This window comes from Pseudomonas furukawaii, from assembly GCF_002355475.1.
GTDB lineage: Bacteria > Pseudomonadota > Gammaproteobacteria > Pseudomonadales > Pseudomonadaceae > Metapseudomonas > Metapseudomonas furukawaii.
The window spans coordinates 1,287,155-1,310,161 of sequence record NZ_AP014862.1 but is presented as its reverse complement, the minus strand read 5'-3'; the positions used below and the strand labels follow the sequence as shown (position 1 = coordinate 1,310,161).

Sequence of the window (23,007 nt, the reverse complement as noted above, 5' to 3'; positions counted from 1 at the left end):
CGGTTCAGGCGCGCGGGCGCGGCTCCCGGGGCATGCCCAGGGCGCGTTCGGCGATGATGTTGCGTTGGATTTCGTTGGTGCCGCCGTAGAGCGTGTCCGAGCGGCTGAAGAGGAACATCGCCTGCAGCCGCCCCAGCTCGTAGGGCTCACCCGCCAGCAGCTCGGCGTCGGGGCCGAGCACGTCCATGGCAAGCTTGCCGAGGTCGGCGTGCCAGCTCGCCCAGTTGAGCTTGTAGATCATCGCCTCGCGGCGCAGCGAACCGTCCTGGGGGCCGGAGAGCATGCGCAGGGAGTTGTAGCGAAGGATGCGCAGGCCGCACCAGGCCTCGGCGATCCGCTGGCGCAGCAGCGGGTCGCGGGCGGCGCCGTTCTCCCGGGCGATGCGGACGATCTCGTCCAGCTCGTTCTGGAACTGCATCTGCTGGCCGAGGGTCGACACGCCCCGCTCGAAGCCCAGCAGGGCCATGGCGATCTTCCAGCCGTCCCCCGGCGCGCCGAGGATATTGGCGGCGTCGGTCAGGGCCCCGTCGAAGAACACCTCGTTGAACTCCGAGGTGCCGGTGAGCTGCTCGATGGGCCGCACGCTGATGCCCGGCTGGTCCATGGGCACCAGCAGGAAGGACAGGCCCTGATGGCCGACGCTGCCGGCCTCGGTGCGGGCGATGACGAAGCACCAGTCGGATTCGTGGGCCAGCGACGTCCACACCTTCTGCCCGCTGATGCGCCAGGTATCGCCCTCCAGCACCGCGCGAGTGCGGACATTGGCGAGGTCCGAGCCGGCCCCCGGCTCGGAGTAGCCCTGGCACCAGAACTCGGTGCCCGCGACTATGCCCGGCAGCAGCCGGCGCTTCTGATCGAGGGTGCCGAAGGCAGCGATGGTCGGCCCGGCCAGCCCCTCGCCGATGTGACCCATGCGCCCGGGGCCGCCAGCGCGGGCGTACTCCTCGTGGAAGATCACCTGCTGGCTGATGGACAGCCCCCGGCCGCCGTGTTCCGGCGCCCAGCCCACGCAGGTCCAGCGGCCCTCGGCGAGCTTGCGCTCCCAGGCCTTGCGGGCCTCGGGGAAGCTGTGTTCGTCCCCCGGGCCGCCACGGAAGCGCAGGGCCGCGAACTCGCCCCGCAGGTGCTCGGCCAGCCAGGCGGCGACCTCGGCGCGGAAGGCTTCGTCCGCATCGCTGAATCGGATCTTCATGCCGGTTCTCCCAATAGCGCGGTGGCGATGCGCTCCCGGTGCCAGGACGGCGCGCCGAGGAAGGCCTCGCTGGCGCGGGCGCGCTTGAAGTAGAGGTGCGGGTCGTATTCCCAGGTGAAGCCGACGCCGCCATGCAGCTGGATCGACTCGGCGGCGCAGTGGAAGAAGGCCTCCGAGCAGCGCGCCTTGGCCAGCGCCGAGGCCAGCGGCAACTCGGCGGCCACCTGCGCATCACCGCCGGCGACCAGCGCCTCCTCGGCGACGCAGGCGGCATAGAGCGCGGCGGAACGGGCGCACTCCAGCTGCAGCATCATGTCCGCCATGCGGTGCTTGATGGCCTGGAAGCTGGCGATGCTGCGGCCGAACTGCTGGCGCTCGGACACATAGGCCAGGGTCAGGTCCAGAGCCTGCTGGGCGCCGCCCACCTGCTCGGCGGCCTGGGCCACGCAGGCCAGTTGCAGGACCTTCTCCAGCAGCGCGGCGCCCTGCCCGTCCTCATCCAGCCGTGCCTCCGGCCCCAGGTAGACATGCGCCAGCTCCACCTCGGCGAGCTTGCGGGTCTGGTCCAGGGTCGGCAGCAGGCGCCGGCGCACGCCGGGGGTATCGGCCGGCACCGCAAACAGCGCGATGCCCGATGCCCCGCGCGCTGCGACGATCAGCAGGCCGGCGCTATGGCCATCCACCACCTGCCGCAGCCGGCCTTCGATGACGTAGCCCTTGCCCTCGGCGCGAACGCTCGCATGCACCGCCTCCAGGCCATTGGCGCTGTTGCTGGCATAGGCCAGGGTCGCGGTCAGGCTGCCGTCGGCCAGTTGCGGCAACCAGCGCGCCTTCGGCGCCTCGTTGCCGGCCAGCAGCAGGGCCGGCGTGGCCAGGCAGGCCGTGGCGAAGAAGGGGGAACAGAACAGCCGGCGCCCCATCTGCTCCAGCAGGATCGCCAACTCGACGAACCCCAGCCCCAGCCCGCCATGGGCCTCGGGAATGTGGATCGCCGGCCAGACCATCTCGCGGCACAGACGCTGCCAGAGTTCCGGGTCGTAGCCCCGCTCGGAGGCCATCGCCGCACGCACGGCGGCGGAGTCGGATACATCCGCGAGAAAGCTCTCGGCGGACTCGCGGATCATCTCCTGCTCATCGCTGAACGCGAATTCCATAAGGCTGCCTTTCTTGTGATTCCCAGGGCTCGGGAAGAAGTCTGGCGACTTGGCAGCGGCAGGGAATCGTCCGGATGGACGACAGGGCGCTTGTGCGTGCGAAAGGCCGTTGCAGGGAGGCGGGATAGCGCGCAGGTAAAGGCAAGGAGGGATCAGACAGGCATTGGGGCCGAGGGGCTGCGCAAGGCCTGTGCCCCGGGGCAAGGCATCTTATGAAGAGCGCGGAGGGGCTTGAGACGAGGTCGCGGTACTGTTGAGCAGCCAGGACGCATTAGCGCAGGAAAGATAGGCACGTCCTCTTCTCCGTCAGGGCGATGGCAATAGCCGAGGCTTCCCCGGCTATCGCCATTACCTACTTGCCGTGTCAGCTGGACTTGAAGCCAGGAAGTCCGTTGGCCGCACGCCACTTCTTCACCTCTTCTAACAAACCCTCGGGGCCGTCATCTACTCCAGGAGCGGGGTAGAAGATCAAATCCGAGCCTCTGGGGTGTTCTGTGACTTTTACGAAATGATCGGCAAGTTTGCTGATATAGCGCTCAAGCTCCGCTCCTCTCAAGTTCTTGGTGTCTTCGAAGAACTCTCGAAGAAAGGAGAGGAATTCAGCTTCCGTGTATTCAGAAAGATTTGTCTTGTCCTGAAAGTCCATCACTGTCCCTCATACGGACACGAGGAACCTTGTCAACCGTTATACGCGAGCATCCCCACAGTGCCCTGAAATACCGCTCACCTCGGGAGTTCAGGCGCTCAGCTGAGGCGTCAACTTAACGGGGTGCCGGTGTCCGGTTTGATAGGAGCAAGTCCACTGCACCGTGGAGTGACGATAGCCGAGGCTTCCCCGGCTATTGTCACTCCCCGTTTGTCGTGTCAGTTGGATTTGAAACCAGGAAGTCCGTTGGCTGCACGCCACTCTTTCACTGTGCGCGTTACACCCTCGGGGGAACTGTCCGCACCCGGTTCAGGGTAGTAGATGAGGTCTGATCCGTCGGGATGTTCGCTCACCTTTTCAAAGTGAAGAAGCAGAACATCAGCACGCTCGTCTGTATCCGCAGCATCCTCCTTGTACAGCTCCCTCAGCAGTTGGACAAACTCGGCTTCCGTGTAATCGGAGAATCTGTCTTTCATAAGGTTATCCATGAGCTATTTACCACCTCGATGCAGGTCAATATGGTTTCTGGGAGTGTTGATCCGGAGGTTGTCGACATCATAGACACCGCCACCTTTGGACACGTTGTCCAAGTGATGCAACTCAAATGAGCGTCTACCTCCAACACTGTCCTTCCTACGGACACGAGGAGCCTTGCCAACCGTCATACGCGTAGTGTTCTGCGGAATGAATTGCGCCGTTAGTACAGGATCGTTAGACACAGCCTTCCAGAAAGCCCTCCTAAAGGCATCGAAGCTATTAAAGCTCCTGCCTCGCAGTTCATTCGCAACATTTTTCGGAATCGGCGCCCCAAGCCCTTCGCTGGCACCTGCCAACCAGATCCCGAACACATCCTCGCCAGTCCCAGTGACAACTCCCGGGTCATGCCGGGCATTCATCACGATGTAGAGCGGCGCAATTCCGGATCCCGCCGGAAACACCAGGATGAAATCCCGATACTCCGGCGGGTAGATTGGATTGACGATGAGCCTGTCGGACTGCTCTGCAGGTGGGTAGATAGTGATCTGCGGTGCCTGGGGAGCCGCGTCCAGGGCGGGGATGCCCAGCGTGTCAGAAGGAGTGGCGGCAGGCGTCCAGATCAGCTCAACACCGCCGCCGAAGTCGGCGACCATCTGGCTACCGATTGGGGTGAACTGAACAACCGGGATCATTTCCCAATCGCTGCGCAGCTGCGTGTTGTAGCCGTAGCCTTTCAGGCTGCCGTCGGACTGCTGTTCAACCCGAATCCGAACCCGGGTTCGCCCCTGCTTCATCGCGCGAAGCTGCTCTTCCGTGTAGAGCGCGCTATCCCCCAAGCCGGACGGCCAGAGCATCGCTACGACACCCAGCAGCGCACCGCCGACGACCCCGCCCGTGAGGATGCCGCTACCGACCGCGCGACCGCCAGCGCCAACGACGACACGCCCACCACCAGCCACCGCTCCGCCTGCGGAAGCCGCATCACAGAGTCCGCCACAGGACTCCACAGCCCCCGAAGGCGCAAGTCCACGCACTGCCAAGGAGCCAAAACCAGCGGGAGGATTTCCGCTGATCTTCTGGAGCCGCACGTTGCCACTGTCATCCAGCTCACGCCCCCCCAACAGCACGAGGTTGCCGTAATCACTCACGTCATCGACCGGGAAGGAACCTGAAGTCGTGTTGTAGTCGATTACCGAGTTGGGCAGCTTCACACACTTGGCGAAGACGCAGCCCTTTGGCGAGAGCACACCAGCCGGATTTCCGGCAGACACATTTTCGGCCAGAGATGCGCGCTCCGGCGGCCTGGATAGGGACTGCCGGGCATGCCCCGCAGGTACTGCTGGAAAGGGGGTGGAGGCTGCCCCGGGAGAAGGAGCCGACTTATAGGTCGCACTTGGCAAAGAGTGGATCAAGCGAGCGTTACAAGGACAGGTGCTAAAGCTATCCAGCGTGCCAGCCACACGCCCTTTCGCCATGAAATGCTGAATACCTCCAGCAATCACATAGCGCTGACCATCCTTGCCGCAGGTGACGGGATCCCCCTCTCGCGCCACGGGAATACCGTGCATGCGAAAGCTCGGGTGGCCATCCAGGACCACCCCTCCACAGGTTGTTCTATCGCCCTTTCGAATGAAATATCCAACGGCCATATCCTTTTCCCGATCGTAGAAACTGAGCCGCAATCAAGGCACATACCACGAGCCGGTGGCTGTAGGATCAATCTGGAACTGGTCAAAAAAACACCTGAATAGATAGCCTTAATGGAGCACTTGAGGTTGTTGACCCTGGCCGAAGCGCACTTCTTGCTCTTACCCCGGGTCCGGCTCCCTGGACAGGCGGGCGACAATCGCTGGAATACAAATGTGGTGAAAGTTGCCGGTGGAATACGGCAGCTCCCCACCTGTAGCCGAATCACAAGAACTGTTGGTCCAACGCAACAACTTCCCCCGCGCGACCAATTCCTACAGATATCTCTGACTGTAATTTCTCCAACCTACAGAGAAATTTCCCACCCACCATTAGCCTTGAGGCCCTACGCGCGCCCTGGCTAGTGTCCGCTCCGTCACGGTCAATCCCGTGGCCGGGTTTGACAGCCCGAAGCAACATTGGCGCGATTGCGCCGCAGGGTGCATGCGGAAAACGGCGGACGTTTTTTGCAGGCTCTTGCACGCATATGCAGCACTCAGCTGCACTGCTCCATGGCAGGTCGCGCGGGGAGGTCCTCGTGGCCTGCCGGTTCCAATGTTGCCGGTCTGTCAACCCCGCGTGACTTGCCCCCCTCGAATGACGGCGTGGGCGGCGGTCGTCAACTCAACATTGGAGTTACGCCATGCACGACGCATACACCCCCCTCGTATTCCTCCGCGACACCCATCGCCTGCGCGCCCTGATGGTCGACAACCAGCCCTGGTTCGTCGCCCGGGACTTCGCCCGGCTGATCGGCCAACGGGATGCCCGCCCCCTGCTCCAGGCCCTTGCGCCCTACGAGCAACGCCGGCTGCGTCTCGACTACGGCCATGACGGTCACGAGGAGGTGGCGGCCATCAGCGATGGCGGTGCCTACAAGGCGCTGTTCCGGTTCGGCGGGCCGGAGCATGACGGAATAGGCCGCTGGCTCGGCGAGGTGCTGGTGCCGACGCTGCATGACTATCACCGGGTGCCGGATGCGGCGCCGCGCCGGGACCTCCTGACCTGTGACGGCCGACAGATTGCGGTGGTGCGCTGGCAAGGCGACGTCTGGGTGGCCTGGCGGGACCTGCCGGCGTTGATGACCTCGGGCTGGGGGGCGCCGGTGTGAGCATCGATCACGACGGACCCCGTCTGTGGGCGTTGGCGGGGATGGAGACTCTGACGCCGGGTTGGATGATTTGCGGTGGAGTGCGCCCTCTCAGCTCTGGGGAGGCCTTTGGCTTTGCGCGGCTCCCCAGGGTGGGTTTAACCAAATTGCCAAATTTAACCTAGTAGGTTAGCGTGACTTCCATGGAAAAAAGGACTCCACATTGCAAGCTTTCCGTCGTGAAAGCCTTGGTCGAGGCAGGGAAAGTACGCTCAACCCTGTCTGCGCTGGCTGGCGCGGCATCGCTGGGCTTCGACTTTGAAGGGATGGTCGGGATTGTCATGGCGCTGGTCCCGGCAGACTTCTACAAGAGCATGACCACGCATGCCGATCACAGGGTTTGGCAAGACGTGTACAGGACTCATACGGAAGCTGGGGAGGTCTACCTGAAACTCACGATCATCGATGACGTGCTCATCCTGTCCTTCAAGGAGCTATGAACATGAAATGTCCATTCTGTGCGGCGGCGGAACTGGTGCATGACACACGCGATATGCCGCACACCTACAAGGGCGAGTCGACCACCATTCCGGCCGTCACCGGTGACTTCTGCCCGGCCTGTGGCGAGACGGTTCTCGATGCGGGCGAGTCGACCCGAGTCAGTGCGGCGATGCTGGCGTTCAACAAGCAGGTGAACGCATCGATCGTCGATCCGAGCTTTGTCGCCCGTGTTCGCAAGAAGCTTGCGCTCGACCAGCGTGAAGCTGCAGAGATTTTCGGTGGTGGTGTCAACGCATTCTCCCGCTACGAGAACGGCAAGACCAAACCGCCGTTGGCTCTGGTAAAGCTGCTCAAGCTGCTTGATCGTCACCCCGAGCTTTTGGACGAAGTCAGGATGACCTAGTCGTGCCGGCACGGTTGGAAGCGGTGTATCGCTGCACGCCCTGCCGAGGAGTCACACCGCGCAACGCTGTTCATCAAGAGAAACGCCGCGACTCCTGGTGGAGCGCGGCGCATCCGGGGAATGACGTCAGGGCTCAGCTGCCATAGACCTTCTGCGCCGGCACCGCTTCGGCCAGCAGGCGGTCGATCACCTCGCCCACTTCCTCCGGCTGGTAGCGGCCGCCCTTGTCGAATTCCGGGCCCTTGCGCCAGCCATCGGCAAGGGAGAGCTTGCCGCCCTCCACCTCGAACATGCGCCCGGTGACGCCCCGGGAGGCCTCCGAGCCCAGCCAGACCACCAGCGGCGCGACGTTCTCGGGGGCGAAGTGGTCGAAGCCGTCCTCGGGCTTCTTCATCACCTCGGCGAACACCGCTTCGGTCATGCCGGTGCGGGCGGCGGGGGCCAGGGCGTTGGCGGTGATGCCGTAGCGCGCCAGTTCGGCCGCCTGCACCAGCGTGAGGGAGGCGATGCCGCCCTTGGCGGCGGCGTAGTTGGACTGGCCGATGGAGCCCTGCAGGCCGGCGCCGGAGCTGGTGTTGATGATGCGCGCATTGACCGCGACGCCGCCCTTGGCCTGTTCGCGCCAGTACTTCACCGCATGGCTGGCGAGGCAGAAGTGGCCTTTCAGGTGCACGGCCATCACCGCGTCCCAGTCGGCTTCGGTGAGGCTGGCGAACATGCGGTCGCGGCAGATGCCGGCGTTGTTCACCAGCACGTGGAGGTCGCCGAAGGCCTCCAGGGCGGCGCGGACGATCTCGCCGGCGGCGGCGTAGTCGGTGATGTCGCCGTTGCTGGCGAGGGCCTGGCCACCGGCGGCGCGGATCTCGGCCACCACCGCCTCGGCGGCGGGCAGGTTGATGTCGTTGACCAGCACCCTGGCGCCTTCGGCGGCGAAGGCCAGGGCGTAGGCACGTCCCAGCCCGCCACCGGCGCCGGTGATGATGACGGAACGGTCTTGGCAGATTGGCATGGGGAGTTCTCCGATGAGTTCGTGTGGGGTTGGCTGCCCTCACCCCGGCCCTCTCCCGGAGGGAGAGGGGGGGCAGGTGGCTAGAGCCGCTCGATGATCGTCACGTTGGCCTGGCCACCGCCTTCGCACATGGTCTGCAGGCCGTAGCGCCCGCCGCTGCGCTCCAGTTCATGCAGCAGCGTGCACATCAGCCGGGTGCCGGTGGCGCCCAGGGGGTGGCCGAGGGCGATGGCGCCGCCGTTGACGTTGGTGCGGTCGGAGGGGTAGCCGGTTTCCTTGAGCCAGGCCATGGCCACCGAGGCGAAGGCTTCGTTGATCTCCACCCGGTCGATGTCGTCCAGCGTCATGCCGGCACGCTTCAAGGCGTACTCGGTGGCCGGGATGGGGGCGGTGAGCATCCAGATGGGGTCCTCGGCGCGCACGCTGAGGTGGTGGATGCGGGCGCGGGGCGTCAGCCCGTAGCGCTTGAGGGCCGCCTCGGAGACCACCAGCAGCGCGCTGGCGCCGTCGCAGGTCTGGCTGGAGACGGCGGCGGTGACGCGGTCGCAACCGAACAGGGGCTCCAGCTCGGCCATCTTGTCCAGGCTGGTCTGGCGCGGCGTCTCGTCATGCTCGACGCCGGCCAGGGGCAGGATCTCGCGGGCGAAGCGCCCCTCTTCGATGGCCCGCAGGGCACGCCGATGGGATTCCAGGGCGTAGGCCTCCAGGGCCTCGCGGGACAGGCCCCAGCGCTCGGCGATCCTCTGCGCGGAACGGAACTGGGTGGGCGGCTGCGGGCCGTAGCGCTTCACCCAGCCTTCGGAACCGGAGAAGGGGTCGCTGAAGCCCAGCGGTTCGGCGGCGGTCATGGCCGAGGAGATGGGGATCTGGGTCATGGTCTGCACGCCGCCGGCGATGACCACGTCCTGGGTGCCGCTCATCACCGCCTGGGCGGCGAAGTGCACGGCCTGCTGGGACGAGCCGCACTGGCGGTCGATGGTGGTGCCGGGCACGGCCTGGGACAGGCCGGCGGCCAGCCAGGCCGTGCGGGCGATGTCGCCGGCCAGGGGCCCGATGGTGTCGACGCAACCGAAGATCACGTCGTCGTAGTCCTCATCGGGGATGCCGTTGCGCGCCACCAGTTCGCGCAGCACGTGGGCGCCCAGGTCGGCGGCGTGGATATGGCTCAGGCCTCCCTTGCGGCGGCCGGTGGGCGTGCGCAGGGCGTCGACTATGTAGGCTTCGGGCATGGGTTGCTCCAGGTGAAAAAGTGGGTACGGCCACCCTCGCCCTTCTCCCAAGGGTAGAGGGGAGAACAGCGGCCCGTGCCGGACTCAAGCGCCGCACGAGCTGCTCCCTCTCCCTCCGGGAGAGGGTTGGGGTGAGGGGACTCCGGTCAGAAGGTATTGCCGGCGCCCGGCACGACCGCACCGGAGAACAGCGCCTGGCGGATACGTGCCTTGTGCCAGCCACGGTCGCCCCAGACCTTGTCCAGGGCCCAGGCGCGCTTCATGAACAGTTGCAGGTCCACCTCCCAGGTGTACCCCATGGCGCCGTGGGTCTGGATGGCGTTCTTCGCCCCCAGCAGCGCCGCTTCGGCGCAGGCGAGACGGGCATGGGAAACCTGCACGTCCTGCTCCGGCAGGCCCTGGGCGACGGCATGGGCGGCGCGGTAGAGCGGCCCCTTGGCGAACTCGATCTGCACCGCGACGTTGGCCATCAGGTGCTTCACGGCCTGGAAGGAGCCCACCGGCTTGCCGAACTGCTTGCGCTCGAAGCTGTAGTCCACCGCCAGGTCCACCATGCGCCTGGCCAGGCCCAGCATCTGTGCGGCGGTACCCAGGGCGCCCCGGTTGAAGGTGTCGGCCCAGAGCCGGCGGCCCTGTTCGGCATCGGCCACGCGGGTGGCGTCGCCCGGCGTCCAGTCGACGCGGAACAGCTGGCGGCTCGGGTCCACCGATGCATTGCGGGTCAGGCGTACCTGCTCGGGCGACAGGGCATGCACTTCATCGCCGCAGGGCAGGAGCAGCAAGTCCGCCACATGCGCGTCGGCCACCAGCGGATTGCCCGGCTGCCCGATGGCCAGACGCGCCTTGCCTTCGGCGATGCGAGTCAGCCATTCGCCCTTCAGGTCGAGCTGGCCGGGCAGGTCGACGAGCATGGGCACCCCCAGCAGCATGGTGTCCACCAGGGGCTCGGGAAGACCGGCGTAGCCGCATTCCTGGGCGAGCAGGATGAAATCCAGTTCGTTCATGTCCAGGCCGCCGAAACCATCGGGCACGGTGACGGCGGTCAGGCCCAGCTCGGTGAGCTGGCCCCAGAGCCGGTCGCAACGACCACTCTCGGTCTGCCACAGCTCGCGGATGCGCTCAGGGGTCACCTCGTTGGTGAGGAAGGCGCGCACGTTCTCTTCGAACAGCAGTTGGTCGTCGCTGAAGGTGAAGTCCATGGGCGCTCCTCAGGCTCGCGGCATGCCGAGCATGCGCTCGGCGATGATGTTGCGTTGGATCTCGTTGGTGCCGGCGTAGATGGGCCCGGCCTGGGCGAAGAGGAAGCCGTCCAGCCAGCGGCCGACGTCTCCCGCGTCCGGCGCCTCCGGCAGCAGCTCGCCGCGCAGGCCGAGGATCGACAGGGCCGTCTCGTGCATGCGCTGGTCGAGTTCGGACCAGAAGATCTTGTTGGTGGAGGATTCCGCGCCGATCTTGCCGCCCTTGAGCAGCCGCGAGGCGGTCATGTAGGTGTTCAGGGTGTAGGCCTCGGCGTCCAGCCAGGCGCGCATCACCGCTTCGCCGATGGCCGGGTCGCGGTCGGCGCTTTCGCGGTTGTCCTGGTAGAGCTGCACCAGGCGCCGCGCGGTTTCCTGGAAGCGCGCCGGCGAGCGCAGCATCAGGCCGCGCTCGAAGCCGGCGGTGGACATGGCCACGTGCCAACCCATGCCCTCGCCGCCGAGCACGTTCTCCACCGGCACCTTCACGTCGTCGAAGAAGATCTCGGCGAAACCGGGCAGGCCGTCCAGCTGGGGAATCGGCCGCACGGTGATGCCCGGGCTGTCGAGCGGCAGGAGGATGAAGGTGAGGCCGTGGTGGCGGCTGGAATGGGGGTCGCTGCGGAACAGCCCGAACAGCCAGTCGGCCCACACGGCGCGGGTGGACCAGGTCTTCTGGCCGTTGATCAGGTAGTGGTCGCCCCGGCGTTCGGCGCGGCAGCGAATGGCGGCCATGTCGGACCCGGCGTTGGGCTCGGACCAGCCCTGGGCCCAGATGTCCTCGCCCGTGGCCATCTTCGGCAGGAAACGCGCCTGCTGCTCCGGGGTGCCGAACTCCATGAGGGTCGGGCCGAGGAGGAAGATGCCGTTCTGGTTGACCCGTGCCGGCGCCCCGGCGCGGTAGTACTCCTCCTCGAAGATCAGCCATTCGATCAGGTCGCAGCCGCGTCCGCCCAGTTCCCTGGGCCAGGTGACCATGCCCCAGCGGCCCTCGTTCAGGCGCGCCTCCCAGGCGCGGTGCTGGGCGAAGCCTTGCTCGCAGTCGAAGGACTTCAGCGGTTCGGCCGGCACATTCGCCGCCAGCCAGGCGCGGGCTTCCTCGCGGAAGGCCTGTTGCTCGGGTGTGTAGGAGAGTTCCATGGCGGTTCAGCCCCTGAAGTTGGCGTCGCGCTTGTCGACGAAGGCGTCGCGGGCTTCCTGGGAATCCAGCGAGCGGTAGGCCTGCAGGGTGAAGCCCTGCTCCCAGCGGTACTTGTCCTCGAGGTCGCCGTCCTCGATGCCGGTCAGCGCCTCCTTGGCCAGGGCGATCATGGCCGGGCTCTTGGCGGCGATCTTCCGCGCAATGTCCAGGGCCGCCTCGCGCAGCTCGGACCTTGGCACCACACGCTCCACGGCCCCCAGGCGCCAGGCTTCGGCGGCGTCGATCATCTCGCCGGTGAAGTACATGTGGCGCACCTTCTGCACCGGGAACAGGCGCTGCAAGTGGGCGCCGCCGCCCATGGCGCCCCGGTCCACCTCGGGCACGCCGAAGCGCGCGCAGTCCGAGGCCACCAGGATATCGGCGGCCCCGCAGAGGCCGATGCCGCCGCCGAGGACGAAGCCGTGGACGGCGACGATCACCGGCTTGGGATTGCGGTGGACGGCGCGGAAGCTGTCGTAGTTGCCCTTGTTCACGGCGACGATCAGGTCCGGGTTGCCGGCCAGCTCCTTGATATCGACGCCGGCGCAGAAGCCCCGCCCCTCGGCGCGGATGACGATGACCCGGACCTCCGGCGAGGCGCCCAGGCGCTCCAGCTCCGTCGCGATGGCGGCCCAGCCACGGCTGTCGAAGGCGTTCACCGGCGGGTGGTCGAAAACCAGCTCGGCGATGCCGTTGTCCTGCGTTACATGAAATGGAGTGTTCATCCGGCTACCCCTGTCGTTATTCGATTCTTCGTCTGTCGGGTGCGCCACGCGCACCGGCTGTTGGCGCGCAGGGCGCACCCTACGAAGGCTCCGTTTGGCGGCACAGCGCGGCGAGGCATTGCTCGGCCTGCTGCACGATGGATTCGATGAGTTCGGCGCAGGCCGGCAGCCCGTCGATGGCGGCGGCGATCTGCCCGGCGGGCAGCACGCCCTCGGCCGGCTGCCCGTCGACCATGGCCTTCTGGATGACCATGGGGGCGTTGGCGGCCATCAGCGTCTGGGCGGCGCTGAGGCCGTCGTCGCCTCGCAGCCTGAACGCGCTGCCGAGCAGCTGGACGAGGCTGGCGCCGCTGTGACGGCGGTAGGCCAGTGCGCTGCGCAGGGCCAGCAGCAGGCGCCTGAGGCCGCCGGAACGCTCCAGGCCGTCCAGCAGTTCGTTGCGGATCATCCGTTGCGGCAGGCCGTCGATGGCGCGGCTGACGATGATCGCCGCCGGGTCGCGCACCTTCAGGTAGCGCTCCAGGGTGGCGGCCGGCACCGGGCTTTCCGCGCTCATCAGAAAACGCGTGCCCATGGCGATACCCTCGGCGCCCAGGGCGAGCGCGGACACCAGGCCACGGCCATCCTTGAAGCCACCGGCGGCCACCACCGGCACGTCGAGGGCGTCCACCACCTGGCCCAGCAGGATCGAGGTGGGCACCGAGCCGGTGTGGCCACCGCCCTCCCCGCCCTGCACGGTGACGACATCGGCGCCCATCTCCACGGCCTTGAGGGCGTGCTTGAGGGCGCCGACCGTGGGCATGCAGACGACGCCGGCATCCTTCAGCCGGCCGATCATGGCCTTGCCCGGCGAGCGGCTGTAGCTGACCGCGCGCACGCCGTGGCGGATCACCAGGTCGACGATCGCGTCGGCGTTGCTCTGGTACATGTGGAAATTCACGCCGAAGGGCCGATCGGTCAGCGCGCGGGTCTCGAGGATGGCCGCTTCCATGCGCCCGGGCTCGATGGTGGCGCCGGCGAGGAAGCCGAAGGCGCCGGCATTGCAGCTGGCGGCCACCAGGCGCGGTTCGGCGACCCAGCCCATGGCGGTCTGGACGATGGGGTAGCGGCAGCCCAGCAGGCGGGTCAGGCGGGTGTCGAGGGAGAACGCCATCACGCCTCCAGGGGGTTGCGCTGGGACTGGGCCATGGCCCGGGCGTCGTAGCCGCCCAGCTTGTCGCCGCTGACCAGCTCGTTATGGACATGGGCGAAGTGGTGCAGGCCGAACACCATGTCCATGGTGGCGCGCTTGCCCATCAGGTCCTCGGCGTTGTTCACCGCCTGCTTGGTCAGCTGCAGGCCGAGGCGCGGCATCTGCGCGATGCGCCGGGCGACGTCGAGGGTGACGTCCTCCAGCACATCGCGCGGGACCACCTTGTTGACCATGCCCATCTGCCAGGCGCGCTCGGCGCCCATGCGCTCGCCGAGGAAGAGGAACTCCTTGGCGATGCGCGGATTGAGTTCGTGGACGTGGGCGAAGTACTCGACGCCGGGGATGCCCATGCGCACCACCGGGTCGGAGAAGAAGGCGTCGTCCGACGCGATGATCAGGTCGCAGACCCAGGCCAGCATCAGGCCGCCGGCGATGCAGGCGCCCTGGACCATGGCGATGGTGGGCTTGGGCATGTCGCGCCAGCGCCGGCACATGCCCAGGTAGACCTCCTGTTCGCGGGCGTAGAGGAACTCACCGCCGGGCTTGTTCACATGGTCGTACCAGAGGCTGGCGCGGTCGAAGCTCTGGTGGATGTCCCGGCCCGGGGTGCCGATGTCGTGGCCGGCGGAGAAGTGCTTGCCGGCCCCCCGCAGGACGATGACCTTGACCTCGTCGTCGTCGCAGGCGCGCTTGAAGGCCGCGTCCAGCGCGTAGGTCATCCGCGAGTTCTGCGCGTTGTGGTATTCGGGCCGGTGCAGGGTGACCAGGGCCACGGGACCCTGTACCTCGTAGAGGACCGGGTTGTCGGTGTTATCGGCGTGCTCGTTCATGGCGCGGCTCCGTCTCACGGGACTTCAGGCGGTGGTGCAGTGCGGGGCGCGGACGCCCGGCGGGTTGTCCTTGAGCTGGGCGGCACGCAGGTTGTGCGGGTCCAGTTGCTGGATGAGGATCAGCTGTTCCAGGGTCGGCGCCGCCGTGGTGGGGATGGTCGCCGGGATGTGCAGCGGGAAGCCGGTGGCCGCCTGGACCTCGTCCGCCTCGACGCCCGGGTGCAGCGATCGGATGCGCACCTGGCGGTCCGGGCCGAGGAAGTCGAGGACGCAGAGGTCGGTGACGATCAGGCGGATGTCGATGTCGTCCAGGGACCAGCCACGGGCCAGGCGCGCCGGGTTGTAGCCCACCGAGGACACCAGGTCGACCTCGCCCTCGACGAACACGCGGGGGCTGTGGTTCGGCACCAGGAAGGAGTTGGCATGGCTGATGGAATTGCCCGGGAAGCCGCGCACGCCGAGCATCTGCGACTTCGGCCGGGCATGGTCGCCAACGCAGGAGATGTTGGCCTGGCCGTAGCGGTCCACCTGAACCGGCCCCACCAGGGCGTGGCGCTTGCCGCTCCAGACGTTGTCGAAGATGCGCGAGAAGCCCATCCAGCTGTCGAACCTGGGCCGGTAGTCGCCACGCGGCCCCAGGGGCACGGGTTCGGCGACCATGAAGGCCTCGGAGTCGGTCATCATCAGTTCGGCGTTGGTGTTGAGCATGGCCAGGGAGGCGGCCAGGCGCTGCAGCACGCCGATGCCGGTGGCGAGCACCTCGCCGTCGTCGCGGAAGGCCTCGGAGGCGGCGCAGATCATCAGCTCCGCCAGGCTGTAGGGTTGTTTCGTGGCAGTCATGTCAACGTCCTCAGAAAACCGGCAGCGGCAGGCGGCGGATGGCATCCAGCCCCCCGACGCGGGCGAGGTACTCGGCTTCGCCGCAGTTCACGTAGCGCTCCAGGTAGGCCTGCCAGCCATCCGCCTCGCTGGCGGAGGCGTTGTAGGCCTTGAAGTGGGCGACATCGAAGCCGTAGAGCGGCGCGCAGGACGAGGGGTGGGCCCCGCCCGGCAGGTGCACCACGGCGCTGGTGCGGTTGCGCTCCCAGAACACCTGGCGGGCACGGGCCGGGTCGTCGTGGAACCAGGCGCTGTCCACCAGCTCGTCGCAACTGACGTAGGCCTTGTCGGCCGCACGGACGAACAGGTCGTCCATGTAGTGGTCGGGGCCGGCGATCTGGCAGAGGCCCCGGGCGTCCGCGCGGTCCACGTGGACCAGGGCGGCGTCCAGCTTCAGGGCCGGCATGGCGACCCACTCGCGCTCGGGTTCGTAGGGCGAGGTGACCAGGCGCAGCTGCGGGTTGATCCGCAGCACGTCGGTGCCCAGGCCCACGCGGGTGGGGATGAAGGGCACGCCCATGGCGGCGGCCTTGAGCCCCAGCAGCAGCATGCCCTCGTCGATCTCCATCACCTCCACCTCGCCCGCCTGGCGGGCCTTGCGGAAGTAGGGTTCGAGGGGAATGAAGTCGAGGGAGACGAAGGCGTAGACCAGCTTGCGCACCTTGCCGGCGGCGCAGAGCATGCCGACGTCGGCGCCACCGTAGGCGACGACGGTCAGGTCCTTGAGGTCCGAGCGGAGGATCTCGCGGATCAGCGCCATGGGCTTGCGCCGGGGGCCCCAGCCACCGATGCCGAGGGTCATGCCGTCCCGCAGCTGGCCGACCATGTCGCCAGCGGTCATGCGTTTGTCCATCTGCAGCTCCTTATCGGCGACCGACGCTGAAATCGTGGCCCCAGTGGCTGACCACCGTGCTCTCGAAGGGGGTGTGCCGCGACCAGTCCATGACCTTGCCGCCGCAGCCGAACTCCAGGTCGAAGCCGCCCGGGGTCTGCATGTAGAAGCTGGTCATCTCGTCGTTGGTGTGGCGGCCCAGGGTGGCCGAGAGCTTCACGCCGCTGGCGTGCATGCGGTCGAGGGCGCGGCCGACATCGTCCAGCTCGCGGACCTCCACCATCAGGTGCACGCAACCGGAGGGCACCGGGCACTCGAAGAGCGCCAGGGAGTGGTGGCGGCCGTTGTTGCAGTGGAGGAAGTGGATGCGCTTCTCCGGCTCGGCCGGGTCGGGGGTGAAGCGCACCTTCATCAGGTCCGACAGGCCGAAGCCCATGACCCGCTCGTAGAAGTCCAGGCAGCGGTCGAAGGACGGCGCCGGCAGCACCGCGTGGCCCATGCCCAGGTCGCTGGTGACGAAGCCGGAGACGCCGGCCGGGGACACGAAGGGCGCGAAGTCCTGGCGTGGCCCCCAGAAGAGCTCATGGCGATTGCCGTCGGGATCGGCGAAGCGCGCCAGCTCCTGGACCTGGCGCTGCGCGGCCTCGGCGGCGCTGGCCCGGGTCACGGCCACATCGGCCTCGCCCAGCTCGGCGATGGCCCGCTCGAAGTCGGCCTTGCCGGCCACTTCCCAGCCACAGGCGCCATAGCCATCGCGGTCGGCCTTCTCCACCAGGATGCGGTAGGGGCGCGCATCCATCTTCAGGTAGAGCCGCTCCTCCGATTCGGCGCCCACCATCATGCCGAGCACGCCGGTGGCGTAGCCGCGCCAGCGCTTCAGGTCTGTCGAGGCCACGGTGACGTAGCCCAGCCCACGGATATCCATGCGGTTCTCCTCAGTGTCGTTATCACCGCGCACAGCGGGCGCGGAGCGTCATGGGAGGGATTAAATCGGTGGGCCCGGCGGGGGGCATCGTCCAATGGGACTAGCGCAAGAGGCGCGTCGGACAGGGGCTTTGGCCCTTGCCGAGGGCCTGTTCGAGACAAGCCGGCAGGGCATCGGGTGAGAGCCCTCCGTCCGCGTCCACGCCCTCATTCAAAAGTCGGACCAGAGCGCCCGAAAGTTCATCCGTTTTTTGTTTCTGGATTGTTTCCATGAAACCGGACAGAAACAACCAACTTACAGACCATTACAAACTTCAATACAGTTCATTACACGCACTGAAAACGAGCAAAAGAACAGGAATAATGCATGCCAATCATTGGCTTACAAACTCGCCATTTATCTTGAAGTTCGCCACTTGTCAGCACTTCAAAGATAGTGCTGGCCAACTTTCTCAAGCCCCTTAATATCCGCACTCGGGGGGATTACCAGGAACTTTAGAGGAAGAAACAATGAAATCCGCTATTACCACCACTGCCTTGTCCAGCCTGCTGTTTTCCGTTGTCGCATTCACGTCGTCGCAGGCATTCAGTGCAGCGCTTCAACCGGCAGACCAACAACCGCTCCTGATGCTGGCCGAAGGCGGCGGCGATCGCCTGCTCCAGTACCGCGAGCTGCAGGTGCGGGGCATGCAGACGCTCGATGACGAAAGCGAACGTTTCGCCCGGCTGGTCGAGGACAGCCCCACCGCCGCCGGCTCGACCGACGCCCAGCCGATCGCGGCCCCCGCTACCCGTCATCAGTCGCGCACGCCTTATCGGCAGGTGGATGACCGGCACTGATCCGCGACGGCGGGCGTGCCCCGGTGCCACGGACGGACAGGACAAAGCCCCGGCCTTGCGCCGGGGCTTTCGTTTGACCCGGGACCTGCCGCTTCAGCCCGCGCCGGCCAACCGGCGCAGGGCGTCCTTGGTGACCTTCCCGGCGGCATTGAGCGGCATGGCGTCCACCAGCAGCGCACGGCGGGGCACCTTGTAGTTGGCCATCTGCTCGCGGCACCAGGCCAGGAAGGCGCCGGTATCCACCCGCTGGCCCTGGGCGGGCAGCAGGAAGGCCATGGCCACTTCCCCCAGGCGCTCGTCGGGGATGCCGATGACGGCGGCCTGGGCCACGCCCGGATAGCGCAGGATGACCTGCTCGATCTCCGCCGGATACACGTTGAAGCCGCCGGTGATGAACATGTCCTTGAGCCGGTCGGTGATGCGCAGGTAGCCCGCTTCGTCCAGCACGCCGATGTCGCCGGTGTGCAGCCAGCCGTCGGCGTCGATGGCTTCGGCCGTGGCCCCGGGGTTGTTGAAGTAGCCCTTCATCAGGTTGTAGCCGCGCACCAGCAGCTCCCCCGGTTCGCCCGCCGGCACCGGGTTGCCGGCACCGTCCACGCAGCGCACTTCCACGTCCGGGAAGGCGCGACCGGAGGTGGTGGCGACCCGCTCGGCGGAGTCGCCCGGTCGGCAGATGGTGACGAAGCCGCAGGCCTCGGTCAGGCCGTAGGCGGTGACTATCGTCTCGAACCCCAGTTCGCTGCGCATGCGCCGGACCATGTCCACCGGGACCGAGGCGGCGCCCGTGACCGCCACGCGCAGGCTCGACAGGTCGTGGTCCTGGCGGTCCGGGTGACTGAGGATCGACTGGTACAGGGTCGGCGGGCCAGGCAGCACGGTGATGCGTTCGCGGGCGACCCGCTCCAGCATCACCGGCACATCGAACACCTGTTGCGGCAGGATGCAGCAGCCGCGCATCAGCGCCGCCAGCCAGCCGGCCTTGTAGCCGAAGCTGTGGAAGAAGGGATTGACGATCAGGTAGCGGTCGCCGGCCCTCAGGCCGACCATGGCGCTCCAGTCGCGGACGATCCGCAGGTTCTGGCCATGGGCGGTCATCACGCCCTTGGGTTTGCCGGTGGTGCCGGAGGTGAACAGCAGGTCCGACAGGCTGTGCTCATGGACCTCCCCCTCGCGCACCACGAGCTCCGCCGGGGAGACTTCGGCGCCGAGGGCGAGGAAGGCATCCCAGTCCAGGCAACCCGCCGCCTCGCCGCGCAGGCAGACGCGCCGACGCAGCTCCGGCAGCGCCTCGCCGGCCAGCAACGCCGGGTAATCGGTGCCCAGGAACTCACCGATGACGAATAACAGGCTGGCGCCGCTCTCGCGCAGGATGAAGGCGGCCTCGGCGCCCTTCATCCGCGTATTCAACGGCACCAGCACGGCGCCGACGCTTTGCAGTGCCACGGCGGCGACTATCCACTCCTGGATGTTCGGCGCCCAGATCGCCACCCGCTCGCCAGCCTCGATCTCCAGCGCCAGCAGGGCGCGGGCCGCCTGGCGACGCAACTGGTCGAGCTGGTGGTAGCTGATGCGGACGTGGTCGTCCTCGATGGCCATGGCGTCGCCGTAGCGGGTCGCGGCGGCAGCCAGCAGTTCAGGAATGGTGAGGGCGCTTTCCAGATTGGACATGGGCTTTTCTCGGGCGCGACGGGACGACGGCCGGGAGAACCCGACCGTGGGAATGACGGTGGATCAGGCCTGTGGGGGCGCGAAGCGGCGGCCGGCGGAGAACCCGCCGTCCACGGCGATCATCTGGCCGCTGACGAACGAGGCTTCGTCGGACGCGAGGAACAGGGCCACGTTGGCCACCTCGTCCGGCCGCCCGGCGCGGCACAGCATGTGCTGCGACGCGAAGTAGGCGTGGAACGCCTTCTGCTCCTTGACCATCTGCGTCATCGGCGTGTCGATCAGGCCGGGGCAGAGGCCGTTGACGCGGATGTTGGCGTACCCGTAGTCGATGGCCATGGAGCGGGTGAGCTGGCTGATCCCCCCCTTGGCGGTGTTGTACGCGGCGTTGCCGTCGCAACCCTGGAGACCGAAGATCGAGCCGAAGTTGATGATCGAGCCGCTGCGCTGGGCGAGCATCGTCGGCAGCGCGTGACGGCTGGTGAGCATGCTGCCGGTGAGGTGGACGTCCAGGACGCGGCGCCATTCCTCGGTGGTGGTTTCGGTGATGCTGCCGCGACTCGCGATACCGGCGGCGTTCACCAGGGCATCGATGCGCCCGAAGCGCCCCACCACCTCCTCCATCACCGCCTGCACGCGCGCCTCGTCGCGCACATCCAGGGTCATGAACAGCGGCGCCGGCTGCAGCCCTTCCAGGCTGGCGACAACCTCGGGGCGCGGCTCGCCCATGTCCAGCCCGACCACCTGGGCGCCTTCCTCGGCGAAACGGCGGACGCAGGCCAGGCCGATACCCGAAGCGCCGCCGGTGACGACCGCGACCTTGTTGGAGAGACGTGCCATGGGGAAACCTCGCTGATTGTTCTTCGAATGGGGTTTTCGCCGGAGTGTACATAAGCCGGGGGACGGGATGATCGTCCGTTGAGACTACGCCCGAGCCTCCCGCAGGATCCGGCGATCCGCCGGCACACAGCCCATCCCGCACCTTGAATTCCGCGCCCCTGATAGCTGCGGAGCGCCCCAAAAAAGGTTCTTCGCAGACTCTCGGGGAAGGGGCTTGCTCAAGCCGGACTGTCAGTCCGGTGTCAGGTTTTGTGGGGGCTCGGCTCATTGCCGCGCAGGCTGCGAGTTGCTGTTTCGCCCTCCCGGGCGAGTCCCTTGTGCGCCCAGCATGGGCGCCATCCTAGAGGTGAAAGTCCTCTCTTGAGCTGGCCACAGCGAATGAAGTGAAGCGCAACTGCATGAAGGCGACTGAGTGTGGGGAGGAAGCGTGGAGCGTAAACCGCGAGCCGAGGTACACGAACTGCATCTGAGGCGTTACCGGACAGGGCGAGCAGCCAAGGTACTGCGAAGCTCTTGTGGCCAAAGCCCGGTGACGTAAATGCAGCGGTTGTGCGGTGAAGGATGGCGTTCTTACCTGGGGAGATCTCGCCTTATGCCTGAAAGGGCAACGACGTAAGTTGGAGCGAGAAGTCAGCAGAGGCCGTAGTAGTTGCGCTGCAGCGAAGGGCCGAACGAGAAGGAGTGAGGTTCACCATGGCGATACAGCAGGCCTTGCATCAGATGCCCGGGAAACCGGGGCGGGACGGAGCTGCAACGGGTGAAGCCCGACGCGGGGCGTCCAGCGATGAAGCCGGCTGTCCGCGCCATGACCAGAACCACACGGGGTCAGGGCTTCTGCAAGAAGTCCTGACAAGAGAGAACCTGCAACTGGCGCTCAAGCGCGTTCGGGCTAATAAAGGTGTTGCGGGCGTCGACGGTCTTGGGATCGATGAGACGGTCGAGCATCTGAAAACGGCCTGGCCCGCGATACGGGCACAGTTGCTGGCCGGGACGTATCGGCCAAGTCCGGTGCGTAGAGTCCTGATCCCCAAGCCGGAGGGTGGCGAGCGCAAGCTGGGCATCCCGACGGTGACGGACAGGCTGATCCAGCAGGCGCTGCTACAGATTCTGCAGCCGTTGCTGGACCCAGGGTTCAGTGATCATAGCTACGGCTTTCGTCCCGGTCGCAGCGCTCACCAAGCGGTACTGGCAGCGCAGCGATACATTCACTCGGGGCGGAACATCCTGGTGGACGTCGATCTGGAGCAGTTTTTCGATCGCGTCGACCATGACCTGTTGATCGCTCGACTGAGCAGAAAGGTGACCGACCGAGGCGTTCTGCGTCTGGTCCGGGCCTACCTGAACAGCGGGACGTTGATCGACGGCGTGGTGGTGGCCAGTGAACGAGGGACACCGCAAGGCGGCCCCCTTTCACCACTGCTGGCCAATGTATTGCTGGATGAGGTGGACAAAGAGTTGGAGCGACGAGGCCATTGCTTCGTCAGGTACGCGGACGACGCGAATGTTTACGTACGCAGCCTCAAGGCCGGTCAGCGGGTAATGGCAGTGCTCCGTCGCCTTTATGATCGACTCAGGCTGCAAGTGAACGAACGCAAGAGCGCGATTGCCAGTGCGTTTGGCCGCAAGTTCCTGGGCTACAGCTTTTGGCTGTCGGCTCAAGGCGAGATCAAACGCGGGGTGGCCAGCCAAGCACTGCAGCGGTTCAAAAGCCGCATCCGACAGCTGACGTCTCGAAACGGAGGCCGAAGTGTGTCGCAAGTGGTGGAAAGCCTGAGGCCTTACCTACTGGGTTGGAAAGCGTACTTCGGTCTATCGCAAACCCCTCGTCGTTGGCGGGGTTTTGATGAGTGGATACGCCGACGACTCAGGGCCATCCAGCTCAAACAATGGAAAACCGGACGGAGAACGTACCGTGAACTGCGCAAACTTGGAGCATGGCCTGATCTGGCAGCGGCGATAGCCGGCAACAGCCACAGGTTCTGGCACAACAGTGTCGGTCTGATCCATGGAGTGCTCACGGTGGCGTGGTTCGACCGGTTGGGTCTACCTCGACTCTGCTGACCTCAACTTCTCGAACCGCCCGGTGCGGACCCGCATGCCGGGTGGTGTGGCAGGGGCGCGGCCCGATGGCCGCCCCCTATGCCGATTCTCAATCGCCGAAAGGAACCAAAGGGCTTGCCCCTGCATCCGGGTTTGGCTGCGCCAAACTTCCCTCGCGGCGTCATCGTCTTCGCCGGGATTCAGATCGGTTTGCGCAGCAGGATGACTTGTACCCTGCCGGCGCGAGTCACCCCTCTCCTCTTCTGGGAGAGGGGCGGGGGAGAGGGAGGTATCCGCAGACTGGGAGTGGGTCAGGGCACCACGCAAAATCGCCAACCCGGTGTGAACAGGAATTCCCCGATAATCCGCGATAAAAAAAACCCGGCCAAGGCCGGGCATAAAGGCACAGACATTACACGCTCGACGCCGCCCCGGAGG

At 66.3% G+C, this 23,007-nt stretch carries 22 protein-coding genes; 5 read left to right on the top strand and 17 right to left on the bottom strand.

The features are described from left to right. Positions 1-4 precede the first annotated feature (4 nt). The 5 genes from KF707C_RS06085 to KF707C_RS06065 form a co-directional block, all read right to left on the bottom strand. Positions 5-1,192, bottom strand: a complete 1,188-nt coding sequence (locus KF707C_RS06085) for an acyl-CoA dehydrogenase family protein (RefSeq protein ID WP_003453729.1) — start codon at positions 1,190-1,192, stop codon at positions 5-7. After that, a complete protein-coding gene (locus KF707C_RS06080) occupies positions 1,189-2,346 on the bottom strand; it encodes an acyl-CoA dehydrogenase family protein (RefSeq protein ID WP_003453728.1) in 1,158 nt (385 codons plus the stop codon). Before KF707C_RS06080 ends, KF707C_RS06085 begins: the two co-directional genes overlap by 4 nt. A 364-nt stretch (positions 2,347-2,710) precedes the next feature. Next, positions 2,711-2,992: a bacteriocin immunity protein gene (locus KF707C_RS06075; RefSeq protein WP_036993340.1), complete on the bottom strand. Its 282-nt coding sequence runs from the start codon at positions 2,990-2,992 to the stop codon at positions 2,711-2,713. A 218-nt stretch (positions 2,993-3,210) separates the two neighbouring features. Further along, positions 3,211-3,468: a bacteriocin immunity protein gene (locus KF707C_RS06070; protein WP_036993339.1), complete on the bottom strand. Its 258-nt coding sequence runs from the start codon at positions 3,466-3,468 to the stop codon at positions 3,211-3,213. Positions 3,469-3,483: 15 nt separating this feature from the next. After that, on the bottom strand, positions 3,484-5,118 hold the full coding sequence (locus KF707C_RS06065) for an S-type pyocin domain-containing protein (RefSeq protein WP_003453722.1): 1,635 nt from the start codon (positions 5,116-5,118) through the stop codon (positions 3,484-3,486). 680 nt (positions 5,119-5,798) lie between these two features. Between KF707C_RS06065 and KF707C_RS06060 the strand changes: the two genes are divergently transcribed. From KF707C_RS06060 to KF707C_RS06050, 3 genes are all read left to right on the top strand, one after another. Continuing rightward, positions 5,799-6,266, top strand: coding sequence for a BRO-N domain-containing protein (locus KF707C_RS06060; RefSeq protein WP_003453719.1), 468 nt, complete (start codon positions 5,799-5,801; stop codon positions 6,264-6,266). 182 nt (positions 6,267-6,448) lie between these two features. After that, the gene (locus KF707C_RS06055) at positions 6,449-6,745 is read left to right on the top strand and encodes a type II toxin-antitoxin system MqsR family toxin (protein ID WP_036993337.1); all 297 of its coding nucleotides are present in this window, start codon (positions 6,449-6,451) and stop codon (positions 6,743-6,745) included. Between the two features lie 2 nt (positions 6,746-6,747). Next, positions 6,748-7,149, top strand: a complete 402-nt coding sequence (locus KF707C_RS06050) for a type II toxin-antitoxin system MqsA family antitoxin (protein ID WP_003453714.1) — start codon at positions 6,748-6,750, stop codon at positions 7,147-7,149. 133 nt (positions 7,150-7,282) lie between these two features. Here KF707C_RS06050 and KF707C_RS06045 read toward each other — a convergent pair whose 3' ends face one another. The 10 genes from KF707C_RS06045 to KF707C_RS06000 form a co-directional block, all read right to left on the bottom strand. After that, positions 7,283-8,158, bottom strand: coding sequence for an SDR family oxidoreductase (locus KF707C_RS06045; RefSeq protein WP_003453711.1), 876 nt, complete (start codon positions 8,156-8,158; stop codon positions 7,283-7,285). An 80-nt stretch (positions 8,159-8,238) separates the two neighbouring features. After that, positions 8,239-9,387: an acetyl-CoA C-acetyltransferase gene (locus KF707C_RS06040; protein ID WP_003453708.1), complete on the bottom strand. Its 1,149-nt coding sequence runs from the start codon at positions 9,385-9,387 to the stop codon at positions 8,239-8,241. A gap of 146 nt (positions 9,388-9,533) precedes the next feature. Next, positions 9,534-10,586, bottom strand: a complete 1,053-nt coding sequence (locus KF707C_RS06035) for an acyl-CoA dehydrogenase family protein (protein ID WP_003453692.1) — start codon at positions 10,584-10,586, stop codon at positions 9,534-9,536. A 9-nt stretch (positions 10,587-10,595) separates the two neighbouring features. After that, a complete protein-coding gene (locus KF707C_RS06030) occupies positions 10,596-11,762 on the bottom strand; it encodes an acyl-CoA dehydrogenase family protein (RefSeq protein ID WP_003453687.1) in 1,167 nt (388 codons plus the stop codon). Between the two features lie 6 nt (positions 11,763-11,768). Further along, complete coding sequence (locus tag KF707C_RS06025; protein ID WP_003453685.1) at positions 11,769-12,527, bottom strand: enoyl-CoA hydratase family protein; 759 nt, start codon at positions 12,525-12,527, stop codon at positions 11,769-11,771. A 79-nt stretch (positions 12,528-12,606) separates the two neighbouring features. Then, complete coding sequence (locus tag KF707C_RS06020) at positions 12,607-13,680, bottom strand: NAD(P)H-dependent flavin oxidoreductase (protein WP_003453682.1); 1,074 nt, start codon at positions 13,678-13,680, stop codon at positions 12,607-12,609. After that, positions 13,680-14,549 (bottom strand): enoyl-CoA hydratase, encoded by an 870-nt coding sequence (locus tag KF707C_RS06015; RefSeq protein ID WP_003453680.1) that lies wholly within the window; start codon positions 14,547-14,549, stop codon positions 13,680-13,682. Before KF707C_RS06015 ends, KF707C_RS06020 begins: the two co-directional genes overlap by 1 nt. A 24-nt stretch (positions 14,550-14,573) precedes the next feature. Then, on the bottom strand, positions 14,574-15,389 hold the full coding sequence (locus tag KF707C_RS06010) for a CoA-transferase subunit beta (RefSeq protein WP_003453678.1): 816 nt from the start codon (positions 15,387-15,389) through the stop codon (positions 14,574-14,576). A 10-nt stretch (positions 15,390-15,399) separates the two neighbouring features. Next, positions 15,400-16,281: a CoA transferase subunit A gene (locus KF707C_RS06005; RefSeq protein ID WP_003453675.1), complete on the bottom strand. Its 882-nt coding sequence runs from the start codon at positions 16,279-16,281 to the stop codon at positions 15,400-15,402. A 10-nt stretch (positions 16,282-16,291) separates the two neighbouring features. Beyond that, entirely contained in the window at positions 16,292-17,185 is an 894-nt protein-coding gene (locus tag KF707C_RS06000) for a VOC family protein (protein WP_003453674.1), read from the bottom strand. Positions 17,186-17,694: 509 nt separating this feature from the next. Between KF707C_RS06000 and KF707C_RS05995 the strand changes: the two genes are divergently transcribed. Further along, a complete protein-coding gene (locus KF707C_RS05995; protein WP_003453665.1) occupies positions 17,695-18,024 on the top strand; it encodes a hypothetical protein in 330 nt (109 codons plus the stop codon). Positions 18,025-18,117: 93 nt separating this feature from the next. Here the strand turns inward: KF707C_RS05995 and KF707C_RS05990 are convergent, their stop codons facing one another. Then, a complete protein-coding gene (locus KF707C_RS05990; RefSeq protein WP_003453664.1) occupies positions 18,118-19,692 on the bottom strand; it encodes a FadD3 family acyl-CoA ligase in 1,575 nt (524 codons plus the stop codon). 63 nt (positions 19,693-19,755) lie between these two features. Continuing rightward, complete coding sequence (locus KF707C_RS05985) at positions 19,756-20,529, bottom strand: SDR family NAD(P)-dependent oxidoreductase (protein ID WP_003453663.1); 774 nt, start codon at positions 20,527-20,529, stop codon at positions 19,756-19,758. Positions 20,530-21,222: 693 nt separating this feature from the next. On the opposite strand from KF707C_RS05985, the gene ltrA reads away from it, so the two are divergent. Then, positions 21,223-22,590: a group II intron reverse transcriptase/maturase gene (ltrA, locus tag KF707C_RS05975; RefSeq protein ID WP_003453656.1), complete on the top strand. Its 1,368-nt coding sequence runs from the start codon at positions 21,223-21,225 to the stop codon at positions 22,588-22,590. Positions 22,591-23,007: the final 417 nt, after the last annotated feature.